The sequence below is a fragment of the Providencia zhijiangensis genome (genome assembly GCF_030315915.2).
GTDB classification, from domain to species: domain Bacteria; phylum Pseudomonadota; class Gammaproteobacteria; order Enterobacterales; family Enterobacteriaceae; genus Providencia; species Providencia zhijiangensis.
Map to the genome: position 1 here is coordinate 1,284,245 of NZ_CP135990.1, position 16,007 is coordinate 1,300,251.

General features: G+C 40.7%; 17 protein-coding genes and 1 tRNA gene. 10 read left to right on the forward strand and 8 right to left on the reverse strand.

Annotated elements, in window-relative coordinates:
• Positions 1-40: 40 nt before the first annotated feature.
• Positions 41-1,777, reverse strand: coding sequence for an AAA family ATPase (locus QS795_RS05705; protein ID WP_286272641.1), 1,737 nt, complete (start codon positions 1,775-1,777; stop codon positions 41-43).
• 197 nt (positions 1,778-1,974) lie between these two features.
• Positions 1,975-2,151, reverse strand: coding sequence for a GhoT/OrtT family toxin (locus QS795_RS05710; RefSeq protein ID WP_071992149.1), 177 nt, complete (start codon positions 2,149-2,151; stop codon positions 1,975-1,977).
• Between the two features lie 172 nt (positions 2,152-2,323).
• Here QS795_RS05710 and matP point away from each other — a divergent pair, with 172 nt between their 5' ends.
• A complete protein-coding gene (gene matP, locus QS795_RS05715; protein ID WP_154604226.1) occupies positions 2,324-2,785 on the forward strand; it encodes a macrodomain Ter protein MatP in 462 nt (153 codons plus the stop codon).
• A gap of 118 nt (positions 2,786-2,903) precedes the next feature.
• Here the strand turns inward: matP and ompA are convergent, their stop codons facing one another.
• Both ompA and sulA read right to left on the reverse strand, forming a co-directional pair.
• Positions 2,904-3,977, reverse strand: a complete 1,074-nt coding sequence (ompA, locus tag QS795_RS05720) for a porin OmpA (RefSeq protein WP_036951685.1) — start codon at positions 3,975-3,977, stop codon at positions 2,904-2,906.
• A gap of 355 nt (positions 3,978-4,332) precedes the next feature.
• Positions 4,333-4,899, reverse strand: coding sequence for an SOS-induced cell division inhibitor SulA (gene sulA, locus QS795_RS05725; protein WP_286272644.1), 567 nt, complete (start codon positions 4,897-4,899; stop codon positions 4,333-4,335).
• A gap of 251 nt (positions 4,900-5,150) precedes the next feature.
• Here sulA and QS795_RS05730 point away from each other — a divergent pair, with 251 nt between their 5' ends.
• Positions 5,151-5,753 (forward strand): TfoX/Sxy family DNA transformation protein, encoded by a 603-nt coding sequence (locus QS795_RS05730; protein ID WP_181478311.1) that lies wholly within the window; start codon positions 5,151-5,153, stop codon positions 5,751-5,753.
• Between the two features lie 67 nt (positions 5,754-5,820).
• Here QS795_RS05730 and yccS read toward each other — a convergent pair whose 3' ends face one another.
• Complete coding sequence (gene yccS, locus QS795_RS05735) at positions 5,821-7,971, reverse strand: YccS family putative transporter (protein WP_286272645.1); 2,151 nt, start codon at positions 7,969-7,971, stop codon at positions 5,821-5,823.
• Positions 7,972-8,094: 123 nt separating this feature from the next.
• Here yccS and helD point away from each other — a divergent pair, with 123 nt between their 5' ends.
• Entirely contained in the window at positions 8,095-10,149 is a 2,055-nt protein-coding gene (gene helD / locus QS795_RS05740) for a DNA helicase IV (protein ID WP_286272647.1), read from the forward strand.
• 103 nt (positions 10,150-10,252) lie between these two features.
• Here the strand turns inward: helD and QS795_RS05745 are convergent, their stop codons facing one another.
• Positions 10,253-10,711 carry a methylglyoxal synthase gene (locus tag QS795_RS05745; protein WP_132494534.1) on the reverse strand — a complete coding sequence of 153 codons (459 nt, stop codon included), beginning with the start codon at positions 10,709-10,711 and terminating at the stop codon, positions 10,253-10,255.
• Between the two features lie 130 nt (positions 10,712-10,841).
• On the opposite strand from QS795_RS05745, the gene QS795_RS05750 reads away from it, so the two are divergent.
• A complete protein-coding gene (locus tag QS795_RS05750; protein WP_154628385.1) occupies positions 10,842-11,255 on the forward strand; it encodes a CoA-binding protein in 414 nt (137 codons plus the stop codon).
• A gap of 75 nt (positions 11,256-11,330) precedes the next feature.
• Here the strand turns inward: QS795_RS05750 and hspQ are convergent, their stop codons facing one another.
• A complete protein-coding gene (gene hspQ, locus QS795_RS05755) occupies positions 11,331-11,651 on the reverse strand; it encodes a heat shock protein HspQ (protein ID WP_006813539.1) in 321 nt (106 codons plus the stop codon).
• A gap of 217 nt (positions 11,652-11,868) precedes the next feature.
• Between hspQ and QS795_RS05760 the strand changes: the two genes are divergently transcribed.
• Positions 11,869-12,147 carry an acylphosphatase gene (locus tag QS795_RS05760; RefSeq protein ID WP_286272652.1) on the forward strand — a complete coding sequence of 93 codons (279 nt, stop codon included), beginning with the start codon at positions 11,869-11,871 and terminating at the stop codon, positions 12,145-12,147.
• A 7-nt stretch (positions 12,148-12,154) separates the two neighbouring features.
• Here QS795_RS05760 and QS795_RS05765 read toward each other — a convergent pair whose 3' ends face one another.
• Positions 12,155-12,484: a TusE/DsrC/DsvC family sulfur relay protein gene (locus QS795_RS05765; protein ID WP_036951672.1), complete on the reverse strand. Its 330-nt coding sequence runs from the start codon at positions 12,482-12,484 to the stop codon at positions 12,155-12,157.
• 194 nt (positions 12,485-12,678) lie between these two features.
• Between QS795_RS05765 and QS795_RS05770 the strand changes: the two genes are divergently transcribed.
• The 5 genes from QS795_RS05770 (at position 12,679) to QS795_RS05790 (ending at position 16,007) form a co-directional block, all read left to right on the forward strand.
• A tRNA-Ser gene (locus QS795_RS05770) sits at positions 12,679-12,766 on the forward strand.
• A gap of 164 nt (positions 12,767-12,930) precedes the next feature.
• Positions 12,931-14,142, forward strand: coding sequence for a tyrosine-type recombinase/integrase (locus tag QS795_RS05775; RefSeq protein WP_286272654.1), 1,212 nt, complete (start codon positions 12,931-12,933; stop codon positions 14,140-14,142).
• A gap of 217 nt (positions 14,143-14,359) precedes the next feature.
• Positions 14,360-15,277 (forward strand): hypothetical protein, encoded by a 918-nt coding sequence (locus tag QS795_RS05780; RefSeq protein ID WP_265693607.1) that lies wholly within the window; start codon positions 14,360-14,362, stop codon positions 15,275-15,277.
• Positions 15,278-15,393: 116 nt separating this feature from the next.
• On the forward strand, positions 15,394-15,612 hold the full coding sequence (locus QS795_RS05785) for a helix-turn-helix transcriptional regulator (protein WP_036951665.1): 219 nt from the start codon (positions 15,394-15,396) through the stop codon (positions 15,610-15,612).
• On the forward strand, positions 15,612-16,007 hold the full coding sequence (locus QS795_RS05790) for a hypothetical protein (RefSeq protein ID WP_286272660.1): 396 nt from the start codon (positions 15,612-15,614) through the stop codon (positions 16,005-16,007). Before QS795_RS05785 ends, QS795_RS05790 begins: the two co-directional genes overlap by 1 nt.

The following is a 16,007-nucleotide window of genomic DNA, read 5'->3' on the forward strand; positions in this document are numbered from 1 at the left end:
CTGAACAACTCCGATCAGCAAATATTTACTCAATCTTTACTTAGCCCATCCACTTTAAAAACCAAGGTAATCTAGACTTATCCGGTGAATTTGCTTGGTTTATGCGTTCTTGAATTAAAGCTAACAAGTGTACGTTATCACCTTCTACTTGTTGTTCAAAGTAAGGTTGTTTCGTTAGGATAGAAATTGCTTGAGCAACGTGTTCGACAGGCCAAATATGGAATTTCTCTTCTTTGACTGCCTCGATAACTTCTTGTTTCAAACATAGATGGCGCACATTAGACATTGGGATGATGACACCTTGATTACCTGTGAGCTCACGCTTATCGCAGATATCAAAAAATCCTTCAATCTTTTCGTTAACGCCGCCAATAGGTTGAACATAGCCAAATTGGTCAACAGCGCCAGTGACGGCAATTTGTTGGTCGATAGGCTGCAATGATAATGCGCTGATTAAGGCACACAGTTCAGCTAATGATGCGCTATCACCATCAACTTCACCATAAGACTGTTCAAATACAATAGAGGCAGAGAAGGGCTGCGGCTGCTCTAATTTTAATTCATAGTTAAGGTAGGCTTGCATAATCATCATGCCTTTTGCATGAATATTGCCACCTAATTCTGCCTTGCGCTCGACGTCAGTAAACTCACCATCGCCCAGATGTGCTACGCAGGTGATCCGTGATGGTTCACCAATTGTGTCAGGGTAGCCAGGATACTGTAAGACGGATAACCCGTTAATTTGCCCGACAACTTCCCCTTCAGTTTTAATCAAAACTTGCTCTTGCAGAATGTCGTCTTGATTACGCTCAACAAGGAAGGAATGGCGCCATAAACGATTTTCTTCGGCTTGAGAGAATGATTCCGCCGTTAAATGACCTTCGTTAGCGTATTGAGCTGCATTGGTTAATTTGCGAGTTAACCAATTAATATCAAGAGGTAAATTGTATTTATCTTCGCAACAACGTGTCGCTTGCAAAATAAACTCAGGCCAGCCGTCAGCTGCAATTTCAGGTAGCTGATTACTGTTCACTATGAATTTAATGAAATTCATCCATAAGCTTAATTGTTCTTCGTCTTCGAAAAACATGAGAGGCTCATATTCTGCATATATTGAACAGTCAAACAGCTCAGGAGCTGCAAATTCAAATTCTTCTAATATGAGTCTATCACCGACAACAATCACTTTAAGTTCAAGCGGCTGAGGCTCAATTTCAATTGGTAGTGTTTGATTTTCATTATGTGGCAGCCACTCTAACTGACGGCGAGTCACCATATTTTTTAGACGAGTCCACATTAATGGCTGAGTGACCAACGCAGTTGCAGAAATAATGAGGACTCCACCGTTAATTTGGTGTAGTAAACCTGGGACTAAATTTTGATTTGGCGTGATATAGCCAAACAGCTGTTCGGGTTCAATCCAGTGGCGGTAAGCAATTTTTTCATGTGAGGAAAAACGACCGGTAACATCGTTTTGCCACTGATATCGTTGCTTATCTTCAGATAATTGATAATCACCATTGATAGATTGGGTTTTATCCAATAGCGGGGTGATAGTGTCAGTAAATAGTTTGAGATACTCTTCACTTTCGTCAGACTTGATGAACATAAAGCGCGTTTGAGCATATTCACGAATGAAATGCTGCATCCCATCGAATAATCTTGGTTGAATATCAGTCAGTGTTGATGGAGTCAACGTCGCTGAAGAGACAAATTTTGTCTGAAAAGACGATAAGTTAGGAGTTAGGCCTTGCCATGTTAATTCTTGACTGATCACTATAATTATCTGCTATTAGTATGGTTATCAATAAATGCCTGCCAATCAGCAGGTCGCATGTGCCTGAGTTTATTTCTGTACCGTCTGTTTTATATACAATTTCAGGCTAATTTATTACCTTAAAATATCTTCGGCTTAAGAGTGTTATATTAGCCTCTGAGCGCTAATCTTGCAGCAATATTTGTCGAAATATCGAGTTAGAATAAAGAAAACATGAGGGCAACGGGTAAACTTAGTGGCCATGTAAAGCCAATCAGAAGCGCGCTCAATAATCTCATGCAAAAACTAGGATCTTTGGTTACTAGCAGGGCGAATAACGCTGAACATACTCCTCCAATCCCATAGATAAGAAGTATGTGTTCAAAAGTGGACATGCGATTTTAGTGGTTTGTTAACGTGTGGATGCGAATTGTACACTATTTTTTTATTTACTGTTATTTTCTTTGTGTTAATCAACAGATAATCGATTAAATAAAATCCACCTTGAGCATTTTTCCTATATTATTGCTAATATAATGATAGGTACGATTTTCTTCGGGAAAAAATATGAAATATCAGCAACTTGAAAATCTTGAATGTGGCTGGAAATGGGAATATCTAGTCAATAAAGCGAGAAGCGGGGAGCCTATTACCCGATATATAGAAAGAAGTGCGGAGCAAGAGGCAATTGAGCAGCTGTTAAAGCTGGAAAATACGCCAGTGGATGTATTGAAGTGGATTGCAGATCATATGTCCCCTCAATTGGATAACCGTATGAAACAGAGTATTCGTGCGCGTCGAAAACGACACTTTAATGCTGAGCATCCACATACTCGGAAAAAGTCGATCGATTTAAATTATTCGGTTTGGCAGCGACTATCTAATTTGGCAGTAAAACGGAATAAAACTTTATCAGAGACAATTATTCAGCTAATTGAAGATGCGGAACATAAAGATAAGTATGAGAGCCAAATGAGCTTATTGAAGCATGATCTTCAAGCGATCTTAGGTAAGTCGGAGAAAGAGTAACGATCTTTAGTTGACCAAATAGAAGATTGTGACGACCTTTCTTTCTGAGGATGAAAAAAAAGCCCCAATAAATTGGGGCTTTTTATGTTCAGTTCGAAATTCAAACTAGGGCTATAAATTAAGCGCCTGGTTGAGTTACAACTTCAGTTGTACCTTGGATTTCGATTTCAACGCGACGGTCTGGCGCTAAACACTCGATCAGAGCTGCACGGCCTTTAACTGCGTCACATTTGTTACCAGTTACTGGATCTTCTTTACCACGACCTTCAGCAGCGATTGCGCTTGCTGGAACGCCTTTAGATACTAAATAGTCTACTACTGACTGAGCACGTTTTTGTGACAGTGGCAGGTTGTAGTTTTGTGAACCGATACGGTCTGTGAAACCAACTACCAGCACGCGACCTTGAGTTGGGTCGATGTTGCTCAGTTCGTTGTACAGTTCGTTCAGTGCTTGCTGACCTTCTGGTTTCAGAGTTGCTTTGTTGAAGTTAAACAGAACGTCTGAACGCAGAGTGAAGCGTTTGTTTTCAACAACTGGAGCTGCTGGCTCAGCAACTACTGCTGGAGCAACAACTGGAGCTGCTTCTTGACCGAAACGGTATGCTAGACCAACGCTCAGCATGCCGTTGTCTGGGCTAACACCGATGTTGTCTTTGTCACCCATGCGGCTAACCCACTGGTAGTCTAAACGAGTAGCTAATTCTGGAGTGATAGCATACTCAAGACCCAGTGCGTAAACTGGAGAAACGCCAGTGTCAGTTTCTTTACCAACGCCGTTAACTTTAGCTTCTGTACGGTAAACCATACCACCCAGACGAGTATAAACGTCTAAGTCATCCATGATTGGATAGCTCAGTTTGGTAGTCAGAGAAACGCCCATTGAAGAAACGCTACCTGCGTTGTCACCTTTGTACTTCATTTTACCAAACCAGTCATAGCCCATTTCGAAGCCCATGTACTGGTTGTATTGGTAACCTGCGTACAGACCCGCACCTAATTGGTCACGAGTTTTTTTGCCAGTACCAACTGAAGTTTCATCTCCAGCAGCATCTTCAAAAGTAAATTTAGCGTGCTCGTAGTGAGACCAACCTAATTTACCACCAGTGTACCAAGTGTTATCTTTTGGAGCTGCTTGTGCAACAGTTGCAAATGCTGCCACTGCCACTGCTACCGCGATAGCTGTCTTTTTCATTTTTACGCCTCGTTATCATCCAATATTGGCTTGGCTTCGTGAGCCTTATTATTTGCCATTGGTTCAATTTAATTGCTAGGTTCAGCTGACATTATCCACAAAAATTTACGAAAAGTAAAAAAATAATGTCATAAGCTTAACAGGCTAAAGTCTACAACGAACTCCAAAAGATACAAGTATGGTAAGCAATAAAGGTTAAAAAAAGTCTTTTTTTGCCGTTGAAATCAGAGAGATAAATATATTACTCATTTTGTTGTTAATAAATGTATCTAATTGATTTTAAAGTATTTAAGTGTTTTTTATTTATAATTATCTTTATGAATGTAAAATTTCGTAAGAAAAATCTTATTGTTGTTTAGTGAATGTTATTGGAGTGAATCTTTAAAAGGTTTCGATGTCTAATATCCGCTGAGCTTGTATTATATGTTTTTTCTGGCCTCATAATGAATCCCATCGAATGACCTGCTTCTGCTGCATTTTGTAAAAGAACAAAATCTTGCTCGTTTATTTCTGGCAACCATCCTAATACGACACTGTAATTACCACTTCTTAATGCTTTTTCCATGGCATCAATGGTCGTAATTGAATTAACTTGATTAAGTTGCATGATTTTATTAACGGGTAAACCGGCTTGTTCTAACCAGTGTTTACTCAGTTTTTTATCTGGGCTCAACCATAATAGCCAACGTGATTGAATACCGAATTGGCGCAACATGGGTAGCAAGATGTAATCCATAATTGGATGTTGCTCGTTATAAACTAACTCGCTCACCATACCTTGCTGCATTAAGCCATTTGCAAAACTCATTGTTGAGTTTGCATCGCTTAAATTGCCATGTGTAAGACGGTCATGCGTGAAGCTATCATTAGTAAAATGATTAAGAGAATGTTCCGCTGCGTTGTTCCAAGAATAGATACTCATAATTCACCTCGCTACAATATTACATGGAGACAAGTGCTGTATGAACATACAGTAACTGTATATTTATACAATATCAAGGCTATTTTTACAAAGCGCTTCGCAACTTTGTGGTTTTTATGCGAGTTATACTTGGCATTTTTAACTGAAACTTTAAAATCAATTAAGCATAATTATATGTAAAAACAGTTGTTTTTTTATTGCTTGAGCTTCAAGGACGATTGTATTTTTTTTATTCATAAGGAGATGGAAAAGTGTCATTACAAAATGAAAGAAGTTCCCTTTTACAGCAAATTTTGGGTCAGTTTGGTGCACTGAAAAAGAAAAACCACTTTGGTGGATATTGCTTGTGTATTGATAATGCACTTGTGGGATTGGTACTGGATGGGCAATTTTATGTTCGTGGATGCCTATTTTCTCGTAGTTATTTTGAATCAGTTGGGTTTGAGCGGTTGGTATACAGTAAAAGAGGCATCCCGTTAGAGATGCGCTACTACCAACTTCCGGAAGAGGCTTGGTGTGACCCATTAATATTGAGTCACATCATTGAATTAGCGTACCGTTCAGCCATGGAAGAAACTCAACAAAGAGAGTCGGCGGCGGTACGCATCAAGGACTTGCCAAATATGAATATGGCAATGGAGAGGGCGCTTGGGAAGATTGGAATTTTCCATGCAGAAGATCTCATTATGATAGGTGCTAAAGCGTGCTTCTTGAAACTAAAACAGCATGGGAAGCTGATACCAAGTGTAAAACAGTTGATTGGATTGGCTGCGGCTATCGAGGGTTGCCATAGTGAAGTATTACCTTCTCGAACTCGGCAGGAGCTCATTAACTGGTTTAACAGTATGAATTAATTTTTTATTCTTTCAAATCAGCGGGCATGGCCATTTATAGGTTTTAATGCCCGCTCATCAGTTTATTTTATGACAAGCTAATTTGTTTAATCATTGATTTTATTTCAGGAATTAATTCAATCAGCAATTTAGTCTGTTCCATGATCAGTACGGTTTTCTCATCGTCATCGCTGGAGGCATGGTCAATGCGGTTCAGTAGGCTCACCCTTAGGCGCTCTGATTTTTCGTCAATCATTGCGGGATCTAAAGATGTGATTTGAATAGACGATTCGATATAGCAGATTGCATCATTTAATAAGGCAAGATTAGCTTCGTTTTGCATCTGCTCTCTATGGGCGCCGAGGGCTGAAATATAGCTCAGTAATGTATGGTTTAAACACAGTAAGCGGAACGCTTGTTCCTGCGTGATTTGGTATGACTTAGGATCCGATGCCATATTTGAAACAATTGAAGCGAATTCTGCGTCATTATTGTGGGCGTCACGTCTCGCAACACGGTACTCCAAGCTATTATCTTTACCTTGATAATATTGCTGTAAAATAGCATCCAAATAACGGCAGTTGCTATCCATCGTTTTCTGTACCACTTGCGGTAATTGTCGAAACTTCCAGTCAGGCCAAATAAAACTGACCGCCAGTAATGCGATAAAACAGCCAATGAGAGTGTCGATAATTCGAGGTAGTGCAACTTCGAAGCCTTCGCCGAGTAAATTGAAGCAAAATAGCACCAGCAATGTAATAAACAGCGTTGCTTGGGCATATTGGCTGCTACGGAACATGAAGAACAGGAGCCCGGTGATCACGATCAGCGTGAGTTGTCCCTCAATGGATGGCACGATATTGAGTAAAGGTAAGCCGATGGCGATCCCTAACAAAGTGCCTGTAATACGCAATGCTAGGCGGCGCTTAGTCGCATTATAGTTGGGTTGGCAAACAAATAAGCTCGTGAGTAATATCCAATAACCGCGTTCCAAATCAAACAGTTGAATAATCAAATACCCAGTACAAAGCAAGGCTGACATTCTCACTGCATGGCGAAACAGCGAGGATTTTGGGGTTAAATGATGTTTGAATCGAGCAAATACATCGCGAATACCAGAGACGGATTCATCAGATAACTGTTCAATTTGCTTATTATTCTGCTGCCAAGAGGCTTGACCGAGGCTCAAGCCTTTGAGTTGCACATCAATCCCTTTGAGATTTTTTAGCAAGTTTCGTAATGCTTTGATTTCATGTAATTCAGGAGATTGTTGCTGGAGTAGCTGCAAGGAGTTTTCAATATACGTAAATGTGCGCTCAAAGCGCGGATTATGTTGATATTGTTTGCGCCATAAGACGGATTGAGCGACCTGCTGGCAGGCTCTGGCCTGCATGGTTAATAAGCGTTGAAAGCGAAATAAAATATCACAATGGCGCAAACGGCGGCTAAGCTGTTGATATTGAATATGTGATGAACTAGCTCGTTCATGAATGTCTTGAGCGACAAAGTAATATTGTAATGTATTACGTGTGCCTCGCTGGCCTCTATCGCCTTTCAATCGGCTGAGTAGCGATATTTTTGCCTGATTCATCGTACTGACTAACGTACTGTTTACTAAGGCTAAATCATAGACTGACTGCTGATAGTCATCTTCGAGGTCAGGGTCAAATAAGTTTGCCTTTGCATCAAGATAAGCTGAAAGCTGCTGATAACATTGCGTAATGGCATCTTGTAGTGGGCGAACAGGGAAAAGGATATGCCCGATGAGAGTGAGAATGTTGTACCAAATGGCACCAGTTAATAAGAGCGCAGGTTGGATGTACCAAGTATCAAAAATAGGTACGCCAAGCATGGTGTATATTGCAATTAGCAGAGCACCGAAAGCGATAGTGGCATAGCGTTGCCCTAATGCGCCAAGTAAGATAAAACCGCAGGTTGAGAATGCTAACCCAAAAAAGAATAAAACAGGGTAAGGAAAAAGTAATTCAATAGAGACTGAGGCAATTAAAAAACAGAATAAAGTGATAATTAAATTTTTTATTCTGCCAGTCAATCTATCATCTAAGTCAGTGAGTGCGGCAGCGACAACGCCTAGAGTTAAAGGGATCGTGACTTTAGGCTCTAAGCCTAAAAGCCATGGAACCAAGGTTGTGCCTGTCAGCGCAATTAAGATTCGGATATAATATAAAATATGGCTGTTATAGAGCACACGACGATAACTGGTTAGCAGCGTTAGCACAAAGTACCTCAGTGGTAAGACAAATCCTTATCTATATAGAATAACGTGTTTACGTAGAATAAAAAACTATTAGCAATTATGCTTTGATTATTTTCACGAATGATTCACACAGGTGCAGAACGTATGGAACTGAAATCGACACAGATTGGACAGCGCCTGGCTCAGCATCCCTATAATCGGGTTCGCTTACTTAATGCAGGCATCGAAGTTAGTGGTGAAAACCATCAATACCTTATTCCCTTCAATGAGCTAGTAGATATTCGCTGTAAGCGTGGGATCGTCTGGGGAGAATTGGAATTTGAAATTTTAGATGAACAAGTCGTTCGTTTGCACGGTACAGAGTGGAAACAAACTCAGCGTTTCTACCATTTTTTGAATGAAAAATGGCAGCAATGGAGCGTTGAAATGAGCGAGGTCAGTGCTCAAGTATTGACGTCTTTAACTCAGTCGATTTTACAACAAACTCAGCAAGATGCGTGGTTAAGTTTACGTAGCTTGCAATCGATAAAAGAAAGGATCACTCAGCAGTTTTCATCACTTCCTTTACCCCTCGTTCGAATGCCTTTATTTGAAAACTGTGCCGCACATTACCAATTTTGCAGGCAGTGGCTAACGAATAGCGAACAATGTCGCAAACAAAATAACCAAAATTGGTGCCAGTCAGTTTTAACGCGCTATGATGATTTTTTCCAACATATTGAATCCTCTCCATTAAATTATTCTCAATCATTATCCGTCATTAATGGTGAAGATAATGTTTTAGTTTTAGCGGGAGCGGGTAGCGGAAAAACATCGGTGCTGGTTGCAAGGGCAGGATGGCTTCTATTAAGAGAGCTGGCTAAACCTGAGCAAATCTTATTATTGGCGTTTGGACGTAAAGCTGCGGAAGAGATGAATGAGCGGATTCAATCTCGTTTACAACAAAAAGAGATCGAGGCGAAGACATTTCACGCACTTGCATTGCAGATTATCCGCGAAGGTAGCAATAAGTCACCAATAATTAGTGCGCTAGAATCGGATACCGAAAAGCGCCAATCTCTCTTGTTGAATGAATGGCGAGAGCAGTGCTCCAGTAAAAAAGCCCAAGCGAAAGGTTGGCGAGAGTGGCTGTCAGAAGAATTGCAATGGGATATTCCTGACGGTGAATTTTGGAATGATGAAAAAATTAGTCGCAAACTAGTCGTTCGACTAGAGCGCTGGTTGAGTTTGATCCGCTCTCATGGCGGTAGCCAAAAAGAGATGATTGACAATACACGGGAAGAAATTCGTGCACTATTCCAAAAACGAATTCGTTTAATGGCTCCGCTATTGAAAGCTTGGAAGAGTGCTCTCAAAGATGAAGGCGCGATTGATTTCTCCGGCCTCATCCATCAAGCGGTCAACATTATTGAAAAAGGGCGCTTTATTAGCCCGTGGAAACATATTTTAGTTGATGAATTCCAAGATATTTCACCACTGAGAGCCAAATTATTACATGCATTACGCCAACAAAATAAGCAAACCTGTTTATTTGCAGTCGGTGATGATTGGCAGGCAATTTATCGCTTTAGTGGCGCTGAATTGGATTTGACTACGTCATTTAAAACGCATTTTGGTGAAGGGGATTTATGCGCATTAGATACAACATACCGGTTTAATGAGCGCATCGGTGATATTGCGAATCGCTTTGTATTACAGAACCCAAGTCAGTTAGATAAGCCATTAAATAGCCTGATAAAAGGTAATAAAAAATCTGTCGTTTTATTGTATGAAGATGCGCTAGAGCGTTTGCTGGATAAAATGAGCGGTTATGTTTTAGATGATGAAAATATCTTAATTTTGGCTCGTTACCACTATTTAAAGCCGGAAATTCTAAAGAAAGCGGAAACACGCTGGCCAAAATTGAAAATTCAATTTATGACCATGCATGCATCGAAGGGCCAACAGGCGGATCATGTCATTATTTGTGGTTTAAATGGTGGCAAAGAGGGATTCCCAGCGCCTGCTCGGGAGTCGATTATTGAAGACGCTTTATTGCCACAACCTGAACATTTTGAACATGCGGAAGAACGACGACTATTTTATGTGGCGTTGACGAGAGCGAAGCAGCAAGCATGGTTATTGTATAACCCTGATAATCCGTCTGAATTTGTTGAAGAGCTAAAGCAAATGGGTGTACCTAGGCAGAAAAAGCCTTAAAACTCGCGTATTAAAATTCAATTCATTAAAAATGAAAACTGCGCCATTGAGTATATCGATGGCGCAGTTTTTTATTCATTTACGGCTATTTTTCGGCGTACTATTAATTAGTGCGTTTATTTAAATAGCTTTGATAATCAGGGATCACAATATCAATTTCCCCATCAAAGAAAGGGGAGGTAATCAGAAAATCAGCGGTGGCAGGGTTGGTGGCCACAGGGATATTCCAAACAGTGGCTAATCGCAGAAGCGCCTTGACATCAGGATCGTGAGGAACGGCATTTAACGGATCCCAAAAGAAAATGAGTAGGTCGATTTTCTGCTCTGCAATCATGGCGCCAATTTGTTGGTCACCACCCATTGGGCCGCTCAACATACCGGTAACAGGTAAACCAGTTTCTTTATTAACCAAGCTCCCAGTGGTACCTGTTGCAAACAGTTTGTGTGAGCTTAATTTCGTTTTATTTTTGGTTACCCAACCGAGTAAGGATGATTTACAGTGGTCATGGGCAACTAAAGCAATATTTTTTGAAGCTGCGATTTTTCGGGTGGTAGATTCCATGAGGTTCCCTTAAACAAGATTGGCATCACAAATAGATAGCTGTCACGCATCTTAAAAATTGAGTGAACAAAGATGTACAACATATATCATAATGCATATGAATAGTTTACTGATTTTGGGAGATATTTTGATGAGAGATCAAGAAATTGCTGAAATTCTAACGAGCGTTAAGACAATTGCATTAGTTGGCGCGAGTGACCGTACAGACCGCCCAAGCTATGAAGTCATGGAATACCTCTTACACCAAGGGTATCAGGTTATTCCGGTGAGCCCGAAGCTCGCGGGACAATCATTATTAGGGCAGCGAGTTTATGCCCAACTGAGTGAAATCCCTAACCCTGTTGATATGGTTGATGTTTTTAGAAATGCTGATGCTGCAGTCGGTGTTGCTCATGAGGCCGTCGCTATTAAAGCTAAAGTCTTATGGCTGCAAAAAGGGGTTATTAGTGAAGAGGCGCAAAGAATTGCTGTGAATGCGGGGTTACAGTGCGTGATGGATAAATGCCCTAAACAAGAAATTCCAGCGTTAGGTTTGGAAAAATAAGTATCGCGTGTTCATCGACGGTCATGTAAAAAAATAAAGCAGCTGGTGGGCTGCTTTACTGGATTGCGTTCATGATCAGTTACGTAGACGCGGAGCTTGTAGTTGGGATCTTATCGATTCTGCTAACTCATCCATAGACGGTTGTTCTGGATGGTCATCAGTCATCTCATAAGTAATCTGTGCTTCTGCTAAATAAGTATGAACCGCTTCCCCATTATCATCTTCCATGACGACATGATACCAAGGCAGATCGCGTAATGTACTGTTGGATGCAATGTCATCATCATGTGGTTGGTCGAGCGAGTATTCAGGGTCAACATCAACAACTACCCCAAGGTAGCCGAGAAGTTTGTGTCTGACTTGTTGCCCGATTCCATATTTACTGGTGATCATCATAGCGACCTCCTTAAAAGCCTTGCTTGTGCTGTAAACTACATGTGGGCAGTGCTGTGCGTTTTCAAGCCAATGTGTGGACAATTACTCATAACGCAATACACTGTCTTTAAGTAATAACGAAAAGCAGTGCCTCAATAATCAGATTATCTGCTGAATGAATAAAAAACAACTGCGCCAGAGGGTTTTAATTGATTAAGTAATGACATCGGAGGCTTATATGGTAGCAACAGGTCGTTATTTCTATATTTATGGACGAGTCCAAGGTGTTGGGTTTCGGTACCAAACCTATCATTGGGCGAATCAAAATGGGATCAAAGGTTTTGTTTATAACCGGGATGATGGCAGTGTGAAACTGGCTATTTATGGTTCCGAGCAGGATATTGAATTTGTCGATGACTGGCTGAAAGCGGGCGGGCCTCCGGGGGCTAAAATCGACCACTACTTTAGTGAAAATTGGCATACGGAACCAATAGCGGATTTTTCCGTCCGCTATTAGTGTGTTCTTAAATACATTTTACGGGTTTAGGAAGACCTGCAAGTTTTGTCGCTTGCTTCGCAGGACCTTGAGGAAACAGTCGATATAAATAACGGCTGTTGCCTTTTTCTTCCCCAAACTGCTGAGAAACCGCTTTAACTAACATTCTGATCGCTGGTGATGTATTAAATTCTAAATAGAACGCACGAACGAAACGGATAATTTCGAGATGCTCATCAGTGAGTTCAATTTCTTCTTGCGCAGCGAGTAGCGGAATAAGATCTTCGCTCCATTGTTGGCTATCAAGTAGGTAGCCTTGCGAGTCTGTTTCAATTTCTTGATTATTAAAAACCAACATACTTAATTTCTATCCAAACAAAAGTAGACCGCAAATTTAGCAAAAAACCAGCAATAACCCAAGTAAACCCTGTTGGAATAGGAAAAAATGTTGATAATTTCATCCATTGAATCAATGTGCGTCTATTTTTAAAGCGAACGAACAAATTAGGGGTTTACATTGAAAGCGCAGATGATTATAGTGCTCGTCATTGCGGAGGGGTGGCCGAGCGGCTGAAGGCAGCGGTCTTGAAAACCGCCGATGGGAAACCATCCGAGAGTTCGAATCTCTCCTCCTCCGCCATATTCACTTCCAATCAAGTCTACTAAAGTCTCTCAATCCCAAGTAAATAAAACATTCAAGCTAAATCCCATTATTCCAACGTCTACTATCGTCTATTGAAAACTACCCCCTTTAGGTGGTACATATGGGGGTACATTTATACCCCATGATTTGAGTACCCCCAAATGAAGCTAACCGTTAAGCAAATTGATTCCAGCAAGCCTAAAGAAAAAGACTACAAACTATCTGATGGTGGTGGGCTGTACCTATTGGTTAAAACGAACGGCGGAAAGTATTGGCGGTTAAAATACCGAATCGATGGTAAAGAGAAGCTTTTAGCTATTGGAATTTATCCAACTGTTACACTCGCTGATGCCAGAAGAAAGCGTGATGATGCAAAGAGATTGCTGGCGGATGGAATTGACCCAAACCAACAACGCAAAGAACAAAAGCAAGCCTCAAAGATTGACAGTGTAAACACCTTTAAAAATATCGCCCTTGAATGGTATGGGGGAAGAAAGGATCGCTGGTCTGTTGGTTATCGTGATGACATGATGGACGCATTCGAAAAAGACGTCTTTCCTTATATAGGTAATCGCCCGATTGCCGAAATCAAACCAATGGAATTACTTGAAGTGCTTTCTATTATGGAAAAGCGCGGAGCAACCGAGAAGCTAAAGAAAGTGCGTCAACGTTGTGGTGAGGTATGGAAGTACGCCATTATTACTGGTAGGGCTGAGTATAACCCCGCGCCAGATTTAGCCAGTGCCTTTGTTCCACATAAGCGTGAGCATTACGCCCACCTTTCAGTAAGTGAATTACCAGAATTTCTTTCTTCTATTGATAAGTACATGGGAAGCCAGATTGTAAGAGTGGCATTAAGAGTGCTTATATTAACTGGAGTTCGACCAGGTGAATTGAGAAAGGCGGAATGGTCAGAAATTAACTTTGATACTGGGGTATGGGAAATACCGGCTGAAAAAATGAAGATGCGCCGCCCTCATATTGTACCGTTATCAGAGCAGGTTATTGATTTGCTGAAACAAATACACCCCATCAGTGGCAGTTATCAATATATATTCCCTAGCCGTACTGATTATAGAAAGCATATATCAGATATGGCATTGAATACGATGATTAGGCGCATGGGCTACAGTGGTAGAGCCACAGGTCACGGATTCAGGCATACAATGAGCACCATCCTACACGAACAAGGCTATAACACCGCATGGATTGAGACACAGCTAGCGCACGTTGATAAGAATTCTATCCGTGGAACGTATAACCATGCTCAGTATATTGATGGACGCAGAGAAATGCTTCAGTGGTATGCTGATTACATGGGGGCATTAGAGAACGGGGATAATGTTGTGCACGGTAACTTTAAACGTGCTTAAGTAGCCAGCGATCGAACACTGAACCAGACAGTTAAATGTCTGGTTTTTTTATGTTGGAACTGCTTGTTATTACAAAAAATATTTAAAATATTACAGAAGTTATCCACAATTACTATCTAATTAGTACACTTGATAATAAGCAGATATACGATAGACTTTACTTTAGTATTATTTAGTGGACGGTAATAGACCACATGGAAACTCAGGGAGATGAGGCGTGGACATATCTGCATATCGTGAATGGTTAAGCTATTCAGAAATAGTGACGCTTTTAGCGGATAAACAGGATATACAAGTATCTATTGGTGATATCGCAAGGCTCGTCGCAGACGAGGCAATTTCCCCATCTATATATTTTCAAGCCCCCACCCCCGCAAGAAAAGTTTCATTGAAAACTGTTCCATTATCGGTAGCACTTGATGATCCTGACGCATTGATAAAGGCTAATTTAGAAATGCTGAATACCGACGCAGTAATGCCAGAAACTTTAATTCAGCATGCAATACCAATAAATAATGAGATAGTTAGAATTGATGGACTGTGGGATGCTATGTTTTGCGGTGTAATTAAACACTTCAATGAATGCCTTTATAGCCAGGGTGTTGGGCTTAATGAACCACTGAGAAGTTTATATGGTGTAAGAGGGATTGTATTAATCAAGGGTAATGACTTGTATCAGGTATTATCCCCAGTTGATATTAGTGAGTCTCTAAAAATAGTAGAGGCTATGAAATTAGCGCATGCAGATCGTTTGAATCCCTTAGTTGACAAGCATATAGCGCAATTAACACATCTTCTCAATTTAGTTAACAATGGCGATTACGCTCATCAGCTTATGCCTTGCACAAGCGTTCCGAGTGGCGCATTGCCCGTAATTAAAAAATCTAATATTTTAAAATTAACAAATAAAGGTGCCTGTAAAGCAGATAAAAAAGAGTCTCCTAAGACTATTAATGCTATGGCTCAATATATATATGGATTAACTTGTGTGAGATACGGAAAAGATATTGCAGATAACCCTCGCTCTCATATTGAAAGTCCAGTAGGGGTAATAAGAAAAGATTTTGATGCTCAAGGTCTTCCTTTGCCTAGTGGAAATACAGTTTCTGGCTGGCTTAAAAATATTGATTCGTAATATTACGAACTATTTTTGTCATATTACGAAAACCTCCAACCTAAAAAAGTATATTCCCTCTTGAGATCTACGGACGTCTACTAAGGCGTATCATTAACTAGATAACAGGGGGCATCATGCCAACAGTAACAACCTTAAAAGAAAACCTCATTCGCTTACCTGAAGTTATGCGCCGTACTGGCTATGGTAAAGCGTGGATTTATCGCCTCATTGAAACAGGTCAATTCCCTAAATCAGTAAAAATCGGCACTCGTTCTATTGCTTTCGTTGAGTCAGAGGTGGATGAGTGGGTAGCAAATAAGATTGCTGAATCACGCACTGGTGAGGTGGCATAATGGAAAAGAAAAACCACCCGTCACAGGTGGCTTCTCAGAATAACGTAGCACCGTCTATTCTATCAAAGAACCCACCGAAAAAACACCGCGCCCGTTTATATATGTTAGGCACAGGCATTAATGGATTTACAGAGAATGAAATATTAATTCATTGTCGTTTATCGTCAGGTCGTAATTATCCAAATGAATTGGAACGTTTATTAAATATCGAACTGGAACGCATTGATGAGCTCAATCCTGATGGTATCGGGTCACACTACCGTTACCGCTTTAAGACGGCTCAGGATGCGCAGAAGGTTATCAATTTAATCAATGAACGCGCTGAACAAGGTAATTACCAGACGCTAGATAAAGCACTCGTAAATAACATTTTAAGCCTCTACCCGACAAAATAA

Excerpts from the sequence above, each read along its gene's own strand:
- matP (WP_154604226.1), top strand. The coding sequence starts at position 2,324 with ATGAAATATCAGCAACTTGAAAATCTTGAATGTGGCTGGAAATGGGAA.
- QS795_RS05785 (WP_036951665.1), top strand. The coding sequence starts at position 15,394 with ATGCCAACAGTAACAACCTTAAAAGAAAACCTCATTCGCTTACCTGAA.
- helD (WP_286272647.1), top strand. The coding sequence starts at position 8,095 with ATGGAACTGAAATCGACACAGATTGGACAGCGCCTGGCTCAGCATCCC.
- hspQ (WP_006813539.1), bottom strand. The coding sequence starts at position 11,651 with ATGATGATCACCAGTAAATATGGAATCGGGCAACAAGTCAGACACAAA.
- QS795_RS05765 (WP_036951672.1), bottom strand. The coding sequence starts at position 12,484 with ATGTTGGTTTTTAATAATCAAGAAATTGAAACAGACTCGCAAGGCTAC.
- QS795_RS05745 (WP_132494534.1), bottom strand. The coding sequence starts at position 10,711 with ATGGAATCTACCACCCGAAAAATCGCAGCTTCAAAAAATATTGCTTTA.
- QS795_RS05760 (WP_286272652.1), top strand. The coding sequence starts at position 11,869 with ATGGTAGCAACAGGTCGTTATTTCTATATTTATGGACGAGTCCAAGGT.
- sulA (WP_286272644.1), bottom strand. The coding sequence starts at position 4,899 with ATGAGTATCTATTCTTGGAACAACGCAGCGGAACATTCTCTTAATCAT.
- QS795_RS05750 (WP_154628385.1), top strand. The coding sequence starts at position 10,842 with ATGAGAGATCAAGAAATTGCTGAAATTCTAACGAGCGTTAAGACAATT.
- QS795_RS05775 (WP_286272654.1), top strand. The coding sequence starts at position 12,931 with ATGAAGCTAACCGTTAAGCAAATTGATTCCAGCAAGCCTAAAGAAAAA.
- QS795_RS05790 (WP_286272660.1), top strand. The coding sequence starts at position 15,612 with ATGGAAAAGAAAAACCACCCGTCACAGGTGGCTTCTCAGAATAACGTA.
- QS795_RS05710 (WP_071992149.1), bottom strand. The coding sequence starts at position 2,151 with ATGTCCACTTTTGAACACATACTTCTTATCTATGGGATTGGAGGAGTA.
- ompA (WP_036951685.1), bottom strand. The coding sequence starts at position 3,977 with ATGAAAAAGACAGCTATCGCGGTAGCAGTGGCAGTGGCAGCATTTGCA.